We start from the raw sequence: 12,412 nt of genomic DNA on the forward strand, positions 1-12,412 counted from the left end.
GGGCATGTAGACCAGATTGACTATCAATCTAGACTCGTGAGTCTAATACGTTTCGGGCCGGAGAACCAGACTCGTGAGTACAAATTGCCTATGATGGCTGGATGAGCGCGGCGACCGGTACCTCCCCGACCCGAGCGGCCCGGGGTCGCATCGACAAACAGCAGGCCGTGCTGGCGGCCGCGTTCGCCGTCTTCGCCCGGGTCGGATACGCGCAGGCGCGCGTCGATGAGATCGCGGCCGAGGCCAAGGTCGCCAAGGCCACCGTCTACAACCACTTCGGCGATAAGGACACCCTGTTCCGGGCGGCGGTGCGGGCGCTGTCGGACAGCGCGCTGGCCGCGAACCTCGCCGCGGTCGAACGGCTCGAGGCGGCCGGTGACGACATCGCCGCGACGCTGCGCGACGTCGGAACGCACCTGGCCGCCTGCTATTGCGCCGAGGATTCCCGCGCGCTGCGGCGGCTGATCTGCGCCGAGGCCGCGCAGTTCCCGGACCTGCTCGAGGTTGTCGACGCCGTGTCGGCCCGGGTCGTCCGGGCGCTCGCGGACCGGCTCGCCCGGCTCGCGCTGGCGGGAGCGTTGCGTCTCGACGACCCGGATATGGCGGCCGCGCAATTCGCCGCCCTGCTCAGCGGTCCCGTCGACGCACGGTCCCGGTTCGGCACCCGCGCGGTGCCCGAATCCGAACTACGTGCCGTCACCGACGCCGCGGTCACCACATTCCTCGCGGCATACGGCCGCTGAACCGACGGTCCGGAAAGGGCCTACGAACAGCACATTTCCCGTAACTATCCGGACTCACCGGTATGCGCGCAGATCCCAGCGGGTATCGGAGTAGGCAAGGGAAATCGGGAAGTGATGGCGATGCGAGGTGTGCGGGCAACGGATTTGGACGGCCGGATCGGCGCTGCGGTGGAATGGCTGTACCGGCATCAGCGGCCGGATGGGCGCGACGGCGCGGGATGGGGATGGATATCGGATGTGCCGCCGAATCCGATGAGTACCGGGGAGGCGGTGTGCGCGCTGGCGCTGGCCGGACGCGAGATACCGCGGGCCAAGGAGGTCGCGCTGCTGATTCGCCGAATCGCCACGGGCGGTGAGGATTCGGAGCCGCCCGTGGAGGCGGCGTGGCGGCTGCGGGCGCTGCGGTGCCTGGGCGTCGCGGCCGACGATCCCGACGCGGTCGCCTTCCGGCGGGTGCTGCTCGAAGCGCAGGACGCCGACGGCGGCGGCTGGCCTATGACGGGACGGGCCGGGCCGGTATCGATCACCGCGACCGCCAATGCGATTGCGGCACTGGGGACCTCGGCGCCGTCGGATCCCGCGGTGGCCGACGCCGTGCTCTGGGGAGCCGGGCGACTGGTCTCCTCCATACTCGACCGGCCGTCCTCGCGCGCGCAGCCGGTCTACGAATCCGGCTGTGTGGCAGCGACACTGGCGCGTCCGGAGGTCGCGGCCATCGGCGGAGACCGCTTCGTGCACGCGCGCGAACTGGCCGTGTGCCGGTTGCTGGCGGCGTTGCGGCGGGGCGGGATGCGCATCGAGGAGGAGTCGTTCCGGCGCGGCGGGGCGGCCGATACCTGGCGGCATCTCACACTGCACGCGACGCTGGGCGCGCTGACCGCCGCCGATCCGCAGGCGGTGCGTGATCCGGTGGTGCTGCAGGCCCTGGCGGGCCTGCTCGACCTGCAGGAGATGGAGCCGCTGCACTCGCAGTACGGCGGATTCCGCACCTCGGCGGATGGGTACGTCACCTCGTCGGCGACCGCGCAGGCCCTGGAGGCGATGGTGCGCGCGCGGGCGCAGATGGGCGACGACGACAGCGCCACCACGGTATTCGAACCGATCGGGCGGATGTTCCGGCACCGCCGCGCCGAGGCCCGGCGCTCGGCCGCGGACCGGCGGCGGGCGACGGCGTTCGGTCGCGGCCGGACCGACGCCACCGTGTGGGCCACGAGCGGTTCGGCGGGGCTGACGATCGCGCTGATGGCCGTGCTGCTCGCCGACCACCTGGGGCGGATCGGCAGCCGCGCGCTGGTCGCCTGGGGGATGTTGTTCGTCGCGGTGGGGACGTACGAGGGGATCGCGGTACGGCTGCCGCAGCTGTCGCGACGACGGATCGCCGCCGCGGTGATCGGCACCTACTCGGCGGTGGTGTTGCCGGTGCTGGCCTTTCTGCTGACGTGATCGGCCACCGCGGACCGATGGTGCCAGGCGGCAACGAGTCTCGCGCCCTGCTCCGCGGTGATGACCCGCTCGGCGATCCCGGCGGCGACCGCCTCCTGCACGCAGGTGTCGGCCGCGCTCGGGGACATCACCGAAATAGACTCCCGCGCAGGGGATTCCGTGGTGATACCGGCGTAGCCGTATTCGACGTGCCGGGGAGAAATCGAGACCGTCGTCTCGTCGGCGTGGCCGAGCGGTGCGGTGGCCAGGCGCACGACGAGGTGCTCGGAGCCGAAATCCACCACGGTGCCGTGCGCGCCGTGGACACAGCGCGGGTTGCCGCACGGGGCGTGCAGGGTGACGGGATCGCCTATCCCGAGTTGCCAGCCGTACCGATCCAGCAAGGGATGCTCCCTCCTGTCACGCCGCGTTCCTGTAGTGAACCACGGGGTCTCCGCATGCCGCAGCGTTTCGCGGCGCGTAATCCCTTGGTACGGAACGGTTCACAAGATCACCGCCGCGTGGCGCCGGACCGGGATCAGACCGGGACGAGGTCGGCCAGGCCCGACAGCGGCCCCGGCAGCCCGGCCAGGTGCTTCTTGACCCCGGTGGCCACGGGATTGGGCGTCTCCTCGCGCAACCGGTCGAGCTCGGTCTGCATGACACCGACCGTATCTCGGTAGCAGGCGTCGACCACGTCCGGATTCTCGGGGTCACCGGGCTCCGTCGACCAGGCCAGCGGCGGCAGGAAGCTGACCTGCACCGTCGCGGGCAGCGGGAGCTGCGGCAGGATCGGCGCCACCCCGAACGGGACGCCCACGGTGTAGGGAAAGACCTTGGCGCGCACCAGCTTGTCGAGCTGCAGCAGCCGGGCGGTGCGTTCGCCGCGGCTGACGATGAAAATGGAATCGTGACCGCCGTTGGCGACCGCGGGGATCACCGGAACCCCGAGTTCCAGTGCGAGCCTGACGAATCCCTTGCGGTCCGCGAAGTCGATCTTGGCGCGGTCGGACCACGGGCGGCATGCCTCCCAGTCGCCGCCCGGGTAGACCAGCACCGCGCCACCGTCCTTGAGTCCGGCGGTCGCCGCCTCCCGGGATGCGGGGAGCACCCCGAAATCACGCAGGCTGTCGCCGAGAAACGGTGCGCGCAACAGGATTTCGTGCGCGACGCCATAGGTCGGCTCGCCCGGCCTGTGGTCCATCATCGCCATGAAGGTGATCCACACCTCGGGCGCCCAGTAGATCGACGAGTGGTTGCCGATGATCAGTGCGGGGCCGGAGGCCGGGAGATGCTCGATGCCGGTGACCGTCGGCGTGAAGTAGTTGACGTAGGCCCGCGCCAAGGGGAGCAGCGGGTGGTTCGGATCCGGAATCTGCCGGGGGTTGCTCATGTGCCATCCTGTCTGTCGTGTCGCCGGTGGACGGCGGCACACGACGACCGGCCCGGCACCCGAAAAGGTGGCGGGCGGAACCGAATTGCCCCTTGGTCACATCCCCGTTGATATTCCCTGTCGGCCGCGCGTGCGCGAACCGGCACGGTGCGTTCGCATCGTCTGCCCGACCGATGCCGATCACCGTCCTCCTGCACTGCCGACATTACCAACCCAAGCAATTGCTTGGTGGAGAATGTGCGGAATCTTTCAGTGCCCGCGGGCGATCCACTCCTGGAGGTGCGGGGCCTCGGCGCCGATCGTGGTGGAATCGCCGTGGCCGGTGTGCACGGTGGTTTCCGGCGGCAGCGTCAGCAGGCGGGTGCGGATCGACTCGATGATGGTGGGGAAGTCGGAGTAGGACCGCCCGGTCGCGCCCGGCCCGCCGGAGAAGAGGGTATCGCCGGTGAACAGCGCGTTCTCCGCTTCCAGGTAGAGGCAGCAGCAGCCGGGGGCGTGGCCGGGCGTGTGCAGCACGCGGATGTCGGTGGCGCCCACCGGGATTCGCTGATCGTCGGCGAGCGGGCGGTACTCGACATCCGGATGGACCGCGCGCCACAGCATGTCGTCGGCGGGGTGTAGCCAGATCGGTGCCCCGACCGCCGCGGCCACCTGCGGGGCGACGTTGATGTGATCGTTGTGGGCATGTGTGCACACGACGGCGGTGACGGTCCGCCCGGCGACGGCATCGAGAATCGGTGCGGCGTCGTGGGCGGCGTCGACGATCACCGCCTCGTCGTCGGTGCCGATCACCCACACGTTGTTGTCGACATCCCAGCTGCCGCCGTCCAATTCGAACTTCCCCGAGGTGACGACGCGACGGATGTTCACAGCACCACCACCGAGCGCAGCACGTCGCCGTTGTGCATGGTGGTGAACGACTGCTCCACGCCGTCGAGCGGAATGCGTTCGCTGACGAAGCGTTCCAGCGGCAGGCGGCCCTGGCGGTACAGGTCCAGCAGCATCGGGAAGTCGCGCTCGGGCAGGCAGTCGCCGTACCAGGAGGACTTCAGCGAGCCGCCGCGGGAGAAGAAGTCGATCAGCGGCATGTCCAGGCGCATATCGGGGGTGGGGACCCCGACGAGCACCACGGTGCCCGCGAGGTCGCGGGCGTAGAAGGCCTGCTTCCAGGTTTCCGGGCGGCCGACCGCATCGATCACCACGTCGGCGCCGAAGCCGCCGGTCAGTTCCTGGATGCGCTCGACGATATCGTCGCCGGTCGTGAGGGTGTGGGTGGCGCCGAGTTCGGTGGCCCACTGCAGTTTTCGCGGATCCCGGTCGACGGCGATGATCGTGGTCGCCCCGGCCAGCCGCGCCCCGGCGATGGCCGCGTCGCCGACGCCGCCGCAGCCGAGCACCGCGACCGAATCGCCGTAGCGCACGTTCCCGGTGTTGATCGCCGCGCCCAGCCCGGCCATCACGCCGCAGCCGAGCAGCCCGGCCACCGCCGGATCGGTCTCCGCATCGATGACCGTGCACTGGCCCTCGTGCACGAGCGTCTTGTCGGCGAAGGCGCCGATGCCGAGCGCGGGGGTCAGGACGGTGCCGTCGGCCAGCGTCATGGGGCGGCTCGCATTGTGAGTGCTGAAGCAGTACCACGGTTTTCCGCGCTTGCAGGCCCGGCAGGCGCCGCATACGGCGCGCCAGTTCAGCAGCACCCGATCACCGGGTTGCACATGGGTGACCGCGTCGCCGACGGTGTCCACTACGCCCGCGGCCTCGTGCCCGAGCAGGAAGGGGAACTCGTCGTTGATGCCGCCCTCGCGATAGGTCAGGTCGGTGTGGCAGACCCCGCACGCCAGCACGCGCACCACCACATCGTGCGGCCCCGGCTCCGGAATGACGATGTCGACGATCTCGACCGGCGCGCCCTCGCTGCGGGCAACGACACCGCGGACCTTCTGGGACATGGCAATCTCCTTATACGCTGACACCCACCACCCGGATCGTAACCGCGGCCGTCGCACCCGCGCGCCGGGTTACGAGTTCACCCAGCGCATCGCGGGGTTTCCGGTGTCCGCGACCGCATCCGGCGTGAGCCGGGCAAACGGTGCAAAAAGCCCAGCGTGACGCACGCCTCAATCGGCTCTAGCTCGGTGGATGGCGCGGCTCGGCGTGACCCGCTTGACACTGCGGCACGAGCGGGACGACCGTGGAGATGCTTAGTGCAAGCAACTATTTCTCAGGGCGGGATGCGAAATCCCGCGCGCATGCATCGACTGCCGGTATCTGTCGGGACTATTCAGAGAGGTCGGGGATGGACATCTTGGGGATGGAGGTCGCGGATGAGGATGCACAGCTGGTACGGCGGGCGACCGAACTGATCGAGCGCGATCCGCAGATCCGCGCGGCCCTGCCGATCGACGCGGTGGGCGAGGCCGTGCAGCGGCCGGGGATGCGCCTGGCCGAGTCGGTCGCGACCGTCATGGAGAGCTACGCGGACCGCCCCGCGCTCGGGCGGCGCGCGGTCGAGTTCGTCGCCGACGACGCCGGGCGGCGGCGGGCGCGGTTGCTGCCCCGCTTCGACACGATCACCTACGGTGATCTGTGGCAGCGGGTGCGAGCGCTGACCGCCGCGTGGCACCACGACCCCGAACACCCCACGCGGGCAGGGGATTTCGTCGCGATCCTCGGTTTCACCAGCATCGATTACACGACCGTCGACCTGGCCTGCACCTGTGTGGGCGCCGTCGCCGTGCCGTTGCAGGCCGGTGCGTCGCAGGCCCAGCTGACGCCGATCGTCGTGGAGACCGAGCCGCGGGTGCTCGCCGCCGATGTCGAACAGCTCGATGCGGCAATCGATCTGGCGCTCGCGACCGAGTCGGTGCGTGCGCTGATCGTGTTCGACTACTACGCCGAGGACGAAATCCAGCGTGCCGCCGTCGAATCCGCCCGCGCCCGGCTGGCGGACAGCCCGGTGCGGGTGGAGACCCTCGACGCGGTGCTGGCCCGCGGCCGCGAGCTGCCCGCCGCGCCGCTGCACACCGCCGGGGACGACAGCGAATTGGCGTTGCTCATCTACACCTCGGGCAGCACCGGAACACCCAAGGGGGCAATGTATCCCGAGCGGCTGCTCGCGCGGATGTGGCGCCCGGGGCCCATACCGGCGCTCGGGCTCAGCTACATGCCGATGAGCCATATCGCGGGCCGGGCGTCGCTGACGACCTGCCTGGCCTCGGGCGGCACCGTGTACTTCGCGGCGCGCAGCGATATGTCGACACTGTTCGACGACATCGCGCTGGCCCGCCCGACGATGCTGTTTTTCGTTCCGCGCGTGTGCGACATGGTGTTCCAGCGCTTCCGCGGCGAGGTGGATCGCACGGTCGCGGCCGGGGCGGATCCCGCGGTGGCGGAGCGCGAGGTGAAAGCCGAACTGCGCGAGCACTTCCTGGGCGGCCGCTTCCTGCTCGCCCTGTGCGGCAGCGCGCCGCTGTCGGCGGAGATGCGGACGTTCATGGAGTCGGTGCTCGAGCTGGGCATGTTCGACGGTTACGGCGCCACCGAGACCGGCGGCGGGGTGCTGCTCAACAACCAGGTGCAGCGTCCACCGGTGATCGACTACAAGCTGGTCGACGTCCCGGAACTGGGGTACTTCGGCACCGACAAGCCTTATCCGCGTGGGGAATTGCTGGTCAAGGCGGAGTCGCTGGTGCCGGGCTATTACAAGCGGCCGGATCTGAACGCGGAGATCTTCGACGCCGACGGCTTCTACCGGACCGGTGACGTCATGGCCGAGACCGAGCCGGACCGGCTGGTGTACGTCGATCGCCGCAACAATGTGCTGAAGCTGTCGCAGGGCGAGTTCGTGGCGGTGTCGAAGCTGGAGGCCGTGTACACCTCGAGCCCGCTGATCCGCCAGATCTACGTCTACGGCTCCAGCGAGCGCGCCGCGCTGCTGGCGGTCATCGTGCCGACCACCGACGCCGCGGCCGCGCATCCGGACACCGCCGAGCTGAAGGCGGCCATCGCGGAGTCGATGCAGCGGGTGGCGCAGGACGCGCATCTGAACTCCTACGAGATCCCGCGCGACTTCCTGCTCGAGACGGAGCCGTTCAGCATGGACAACGGGCTGCTGTCGGGCATCGGAAAACTGTTGCGGCCCAAGCTGAAAGACCGCTACGGCGCCCAGCTCGAACAGCGCTACGACGAACTCGACCGCGAACAGCGTGACGAACTGCAGGCGCTGCGCGGTGCCGCGGCCGACCTGCCGGTCCTGGAGACGGTGGGGCGGGCGGCGCGGGCCCTGCTCGGCTGCGCGACGACCGAGCTGCGGCCGGACGCGCACTTCGCCGACCTGGGCGGGGATTCGCTGTCGGCGCTGTCGCTGTCGACCCTGCTGCAGGAGATCTTCGGCGTCGAGGTGCCGGTGGGGGTCATCCACAGCCCGGCCACCGACCTGCGGCGGCTGGCCGAGTACATCGAGTCCGAGCGGCGGTCCGGCCGACAGCGGCCGACGGCCGCGTCCGTGCACGGCGGTGGCGGTGAAATCCGCGCCGCGGACCTGACTTTGGACAAGTTCATCGATACGGCGACCCTGGCCGCGGCGGCCGATCTGCCGCGCACGCCGCATCCGGTGCGGACGGTGCTGCTGACCGGGGCCAACGGCTACCTCGGCCGGTTCCTGTGCCTGGAATGGCTACAGCGCCTGCACGATTCGGGCGGCACGCTCGTGTGCGTGGTCCGCGGTGCCGACGCGGCCGCGGCGCGCGAGCGCCTGGACGAGGCGTTCGACAGCGGCGATCCGGAGTTGTCGCGTCGCTACCGGGAGCTGGCCGAGGGCACGCTGGAGGTGCTGGCGGGTGATATCGGCGAACCGAACCTCGGTGTGGGCGAACAGGTGTGGGCGCGGCTCGCGGAGTCGGTCGATCTGATCGTGCATCCGGCCGCGCTGGTGAATCACGTGCTGCCCTACGACCAGCTGTTCGGCCCGAACGTGGTGGGCACCGCCGAGGTGATCCGGCTGGCCCTGACGGCCCGGCTGAAGCCGGTGACCTACCTGTCGACGGTGGGAGTGGCCGATCAGGTGGATCCGGAGGTGTTCACCGAGGACGGCGATATCCGGGAGATCAGCGCCGTGCGTGCGCTGGGCGACGGGTACGCCAACGGCTACGGAAACAGCAAGTGGGCCGGTGAGGTGCTGCTGCGCGAGGCGTACGACTGGTGTGGTCTGCCGGTGGCGGTGTTCCGCTCCGACATGATCCTGGCGCACAGCCGCTACGCGGGCCAGTTCAATCTGCCGGATATGTTCACGCGGCTGCTGCTGAGCGTGCTGGCGACGGGCGTGGCGCCGAAGTCGTTCTACGAGACCGACTCCGAGGGCGATCGGCAGCGCTCGCACTACGACGGGCTGCCCGCCGACTTCACCGCCGAGGCCATCACCACCCTCGGCGCGCGGGCGGGCACGGGGTACGAAACCTTCGACGTGCTCAATCCGCACGACGACGGGCTGTCGCTGGACGAGTTCGTGGACTGGCTGATCGCGGCCGGGCATCCGATCGAGCGCATCGACGACTACGCGGAGTGGTTGTCGCGCTTCGACACCGCGCTGCGCGCCCTGCCGGAGCGGCAGCGCAAGCACTCGGTCCTGCCGCTGCTGCACGCCTACGCACGCCCCGGCGCCCCGATGCGCGGTGCCGCCCTGCCCGCCAAGAAGTTCCAGGCGGCGGTGCAGCACGCGAAGATCGGTGCGGCGGAGGACATCCCGCACCTCGGCCCCGAGCTGATCGAGAAGTACGCCAACGATCTACGCCTGCGCAATCTCCTGTAGACAGATGAACTTGCCCCGGTACAACGACGCCCGCACCCGGCCCCTCGCCGGTAGGCGCCGCTCATCGGCGTAGATTCGGCGGTATGTCGAGCGATGACGGCGGTGCGGCGTCGAGGAATCAGCCGCTGCTGGTGCTGGTCAAGATCACCGAGATTCTGGACGCGTTCTCGCCGGCGCGGCCGTCGATGACGCTCGGCGAGATTCAGCAGGCCACCGGACTCCCGGCGTCCACGGTGCAGCGGCTGGTCACGAACATGGTCGCGCAGGGGCTGCTCGACCGCGTCGGCGACCAGATCCGGATCGGGCTGCGCATGAGCTACTGGGCGGCGACGGCGGTGAAGGGCCTGGACCTGTTGTCGATCGCCAACCCGGTGCTGCGGGAGATCCGCGACAAGACCGGCGAGACGGCGTGTCTGTTCCGGGCCGAACACGGTTTCCGGGTGTGTGTCGCGATCGCCGAGACCCGGCACGCGCTGCGCCGGGATATGTACGTGGGCAAGATAATTCCGCTGTACGCCGGGTCGGCGGGCCGGATCCTGCTGGCGTGGAATCCGGAGCTGGCCGAGTCGGTGCTGGCGGCGCCGCTGGAACCGCTCACCGAGGGGACCGTGACCAGCCCGGACGAGTTGCGCGCGCGCATCGCCCAGGCCAAGGCCGACGGCTACGCGATCACGGCGGGGGAGCGCGAGGACTCGGCGTCCGGCCTGTCCGCGCCGGTCTTCGACGCCTCCGGTGATGTCGTCGCGGCGGTGACCATCAGCGGCCCGACCATCCGCATGCCGCAGTCGCAATGCGAGGCGTGGGTCGACCTGCTCGTCGGCTACGCCGAACAGATCACCCGGACCATCGGCGGTCGCCTCCCCGCGTGAGCGGTCAGGACCGGACAACCCACTCGAACGCCGCGGCCTTCGACCGCGCCCCCTGCGCTGCCTTGGAACGGTTGGGCTCGCCGAGCTCGGCGAGCAGCGCCTCGGAATTGCCGACCAGCTCGGCGAGGGTGTCCGGCCGGAACCAGCCGGGACGCGTCGCGAACAGTAGATCCTCGGTGGCGGTATTGCCGCTGGCGCCGGGGGCGAAGGGGCAGCCGCCGAGGCCGCCCAGCGCGCCGTCCACCATCGTGGCGCCCGCGTCGATCGCCGCGAGGGTGTTGGCGACACCGAGTCCCCAGGTGTCGTGGCCGTGAAAGACGATGCGCCGCTGCGGCGTCCGGGTGCGCACCGCGGCGACCAGCTCGCGCACCTGCACCGGCACCGCCTGGCCGAGCGTATCGGCGAGGACGATGTCGTCGGCGCCCGCGGTGCGCGCGTCGTTGGCGATGCCGATCACCCGCTCGGGGTCGACGGGACCCTCGAAGGGGCAGGTGAACGACGTCGCGATGCACAACTGGATGGACCCGCCCGCCTCCTGCGCGAGCCGCACGGCCGCGGGCATGGCGGCCACGCTGTCCTCGGTGCTGCGGCCGATATTGGCGCGATTGTGCGAATCCGAGGCGGAGAAACAGTACTGGAAGTTGCGTGCCCCGGCCGCGGCGGCCTTCTCGACATGGCGCGGTGTGGCCACCCACACCCAGCACCGCTCCAGCTCCTGCGGGGTCAGCTCGGCGATGATCTCGAGCGTATTCGCCAGTGGCGGAACGAGATCCGGCCGGGCCATCGACCCGATCTCCAGCGCCGGGACCCCGAGGCGCAGCAGCGTGCGCGCGGTCTCGACCTTGCGTTCGGTCGGCAACAGCTTGCCGGTGAGCTGCAATCCGTCGCGCAGTGTGACGTCGCGCAGCTCGGCCGCGGGTGTGTAGCCGAACGTCATGATGTGCCTCCTGTGCCGGAATTGCCTGTGCGGGAGTCTATTTCGTCGTCGGTCAGCCCCAGTACCGATGCGAGCACCTCGCGGGTGTGCGCGCCGAGATCCGGTCCGACCGTCCGGATCGGCAGCGAGGCGCCCCCGATCACCGGGACGATACCCGCGAATCCGACGGTGGCCGGTTCGGCCGCCCCGGTGTCGACCGCGAACTCCTGAATCATATTGCGCGCCCGGTACTGCGGGTCGTCGACGATGTCGGCTGCGGTGTAGATCGGGCCCGACGGCACCCCGGCGGCATCGAGAATCTTCAGCGCCTCGTCGCGGGTGTGCCGGGACGTCCATTCGGCGATCGCGGCGTCGAGTTCCTCGCGGCGGCGCCAGCGGGCGGCGTTGTCGCGCAATTCGGGGTCGGCGGCCAGGTCCGGCCGGTCGATCGTCTCCATGTAGCGCTGGAAGATCGCGTCGCCGTTGCCCGCGATGATGATGCTGGTGCCGTCGCCGCACGGATAGGCGTTGCTGGGGGCGATGCCCTCCATCCGGCCGCCGACCCGTTCGCGGCGGACGCCGTAGGCGAGGTAGTCGGGGATCAGCGATTCCATCACCGACAGGATCGACTCGTTGAGGGCGACGTCGATGATGCGCTCGCCCAAGGGAATTGCGGTGTCGGACCGGGTCCGCTGGAACAGTGCCATGACGGTGCCGAAGGCGGCGTAGATCCCGGCGATCGAGTCGCCGATGGAGACGCCGGTGCGCACCGGCGGCCGGTCCGGGTCGCCGACCAGTTCGCGCAGCCCGCCGACGGCCTCGGCGACCGCGGCGAATCCGGGCCGCTGCGCCAGCGGCCCGGTCTGGCCGTAGGCGGAGATGCGGGTGACGACCAGGTCGGGATTCGCCGCGTCGAGCACCTCCGGCCCGAGGCCCCATTTCTCCAGCGTCCCCGGGCGGAAATTCTCCAGCAGCACATCGCATTCGCGGACGAGGTCGAGCACGAGGGCGCGCCCCGCCTCGGTCTTCAGGTCCAGCACGATCGACTTCTTGTTGCGGTTGATGGTGCGGTACAGCATGGAGGTGTCGCCGCTGTAGAGCCGCCAGCGGCGCAGTTCGTCGCCCGTGACCGGCCGCTCGACCTTGATCACCTCGGCGCCGAAGTCGGCCAGCATGCGACCGGCGGTCGGGGCGGCGATGTAGTTGCCCAGCTCGAGCACGCGGACACCCGACAGCGGGCGAACGACCTTGTCTTGCATACCT

The 12,412-nt window shown here is 70.0% G+C and carries 10 protein-coding genes; 4 read left to right on the top strand and 6 right to left on the bottom strand.

Translation table 11 applies throughout. The features are described from left to right. Positions 1–101: 101 nt before the first annotated feature. Together QH290_RS15200 and QH290_RS15205 are read left to right on the top strand one after the other, a co-directional pair. Positions 102–743 carry a TetR/AcrR family transcriptional regulator gene (locus QH290_RS15200; RefSeq protein WP_280269094.1) on the top strand — a complete coding sequence of 214 codons (642 nt, stop codon included), beginning with the start codon at positions 102–104 and terminating at the stop codon, positions 741–743. A gap of 114 nt (positions 744–857) precedes the next feature. Next, positions 858–2,186, top strand: coding sequence for a prenyltransferase/squalene oxidase repeat-containing protein (locus QH290_RS15205; RefSeq protein ID WP_280383462.1), 1,329 nt, complete (start codon positions 858–860; stop codon positions 2,184–2,186). Here the strand turns inward: QH290_RS15205 and QH290_RS15210 are convergent. From QH290_RS15210 to QH290_RS15225, 4 genes are all read right to left on the bottom strand, one after another. Then, positions 2,141–2,569, bottom strand: coding sequence for a hypothetical protein (locus QH290_RS15210; RefSeq protein WP_280269096.1), 429 nt, complete (start codon positions 2,567–2,569; stop codon positions 2,141–2,143). The two genes, QH290_RS15205 and QH290_RS15210, sit on opposite strands and share 46 nt — an antisense overlap. A gap of 134 nt (positions 2,570–2,703) precedes the next feature. Beyond that, a complete protein-coding gene (locus tag QH290_RS15215) occupies positions 2,704–3,558 on the bottom strand; it encodes a lysophospholipid acyltransferase family protein (RefSeq protein WP_280269097.1) in 855 nt (284 codons plus the stop codon). Between the two features lie 249 nt (positions 3,559–3,807). After that, positions 3,808–4,428: an MBL fold metallo-hydrolase gene (locus QH290_RS15220; RefSeq protein ID WP_280269098.1), complete on the bottom strand. Its 621-nt coding sequence runs from the start codon at positions 4,426–4,428 to the stop codon at positions 3,808–3,810. Next, positions 4,425–5,507 (bottom strand): S-(hydroxymethyl)mycothiol dehydrogenase, encoded by a 1,083-nt coding sequence (locus QH290_RS15225; RefSeq protein WP_280383465.1) that lies wholly within the window; start codon positions 5,505–5,507, stop codon positions 4,425–4,427. The genes QH290_RS15220 and QH290_RS15225 overlap by 4 nt, the downstream gene beginning before the upstream one ends. 362 nt (positions 5,508–5,869) lie before the next feature. Between QH290_RS15225 and car the strand changes: the two genes are divergently transcribed. Continuing rightward, positions 5,870–9,364: a carboxylic acid reductase gene (gene car / locus QH290_RS15230; protein ID WP_425303605.1), complete on the top strand. Its 3,495-nt coding sequence runs from the start codon at positions 5,870–5,872 to the stop codon at positions 9,362–9,364. An 83-nt stretch (positions 9,365–9,447) separates the two neighbouring features. Beyond that, positions 9,448–10,233, top strand: a complete 786-nt coding sequence (locus QH290_RS15235) for an IclR family transcriptional regulator (protein ID WP_280269101.1) — start codon at positions 9,448–9,450, stop codon at positions 10,231–10,233. Between the two features lie 4 nt (positions 10,234–10,237). On the opposite strand, the gene QH290_RS15240 is transcribed toward QH290_RS15235, so the two are convergent. Continuing rightward, positions 10,238–11,170 (bottom strand): hydroxymethylglutaryl-CoA lyase, encoded by a 933-nt coding sequence (locus QH290_RS15240; protein ID WP_280383469.1) that lies wholly within the window; start codon positions 11,168–11,170, stop codon positions 10,238–10,240. Next, the gene (locus QH290_RS15245; RefSeq protein ID WP_280383471.1) at positions 11,167–12,408 is read right to left on the bottom strand and encodes a CaiB/BaiF CoA transferase family protein; all 1,242 of its coding nucleotides are present in this window, start codon (positions 12,406–12,408) and stop codon (positions 11,167–11,169) included. The genes QH290_RS15240 and QH290_RS15245 overlap by 4 nt, the downstream gene beginning before the upstream one ends. Positions 12,409–12,412 lie beyond the last annotated feature (4 nt).

Source organism: Nocardia wallacei (assembly GCF_029869545.1).
In the GTDB taxonomy this organism is placed as follows: domain Bacteria; phylum Actinomycetota; class Actinomycetes; order Mycobacteriales; family Mycobacteriaceae; genus Nocardia; species Nocardia wallacei_A.

Bases quoted from the DNA above. Each gene is read 5' to 3' on its own strand.
- car (WP_425303605.1), top strand. From the start codon at position 5,870: ATGGAGGTCGCGGATGAGGATGCACAGCTGGTACGGCGGGCGACCGAA.
- QH290_RS15235 (WP_280269101.1), top strand. From the start codon at position 9,448: ATGTCGAGCGATGACGGCGGTGCGGCGTCGAGGAATCAGCCGCTGCTG.
- QH290_RS15205 (WP_280383462.1), top strand. From the start codon at position 858: ATGGCGATGCGAGGTGTGCGGGCAACGGATTTGGACGGCCGGATCGGC.
- QH290_RS15245 (WP_280383471.1), bottom strand. From the start codon at position 12,408: ATGCAAGACAAGGTCGTTCGCCCGCTGTCGGGTGTCCGCGTGCTCGAG.
- QH290_RS15225 (WP_280383465.1), bottom strand. From the start codon at position 5,507: ATGTCCCAGAAGGTCCGCGGTGTCGTTGCCCGCAGCGAGGGCGCGCCG.
- QH290_RS15240 (WP_280383469.1), bottom strand. From the start codon at position 11,170: ATGACGTTCGGCTACACACCCGCGGCCGAGCTGCGCGACGTCACACTG.
- QH290_RS15215 (WP_280269097.1), bottom strand. From the start codon at position 3,558: ATGAGCAACCCCCGGCAGATTCCGGATCCGAACCACCCGCTGCTCCCC.
- QH290_RS15200 (WP_280269094.1), top strand. From the start codon at position 102: ATGAGCGCGGCGACCGGTACCTCCCCGACCCGAGCGGCCCGGGGTCGC.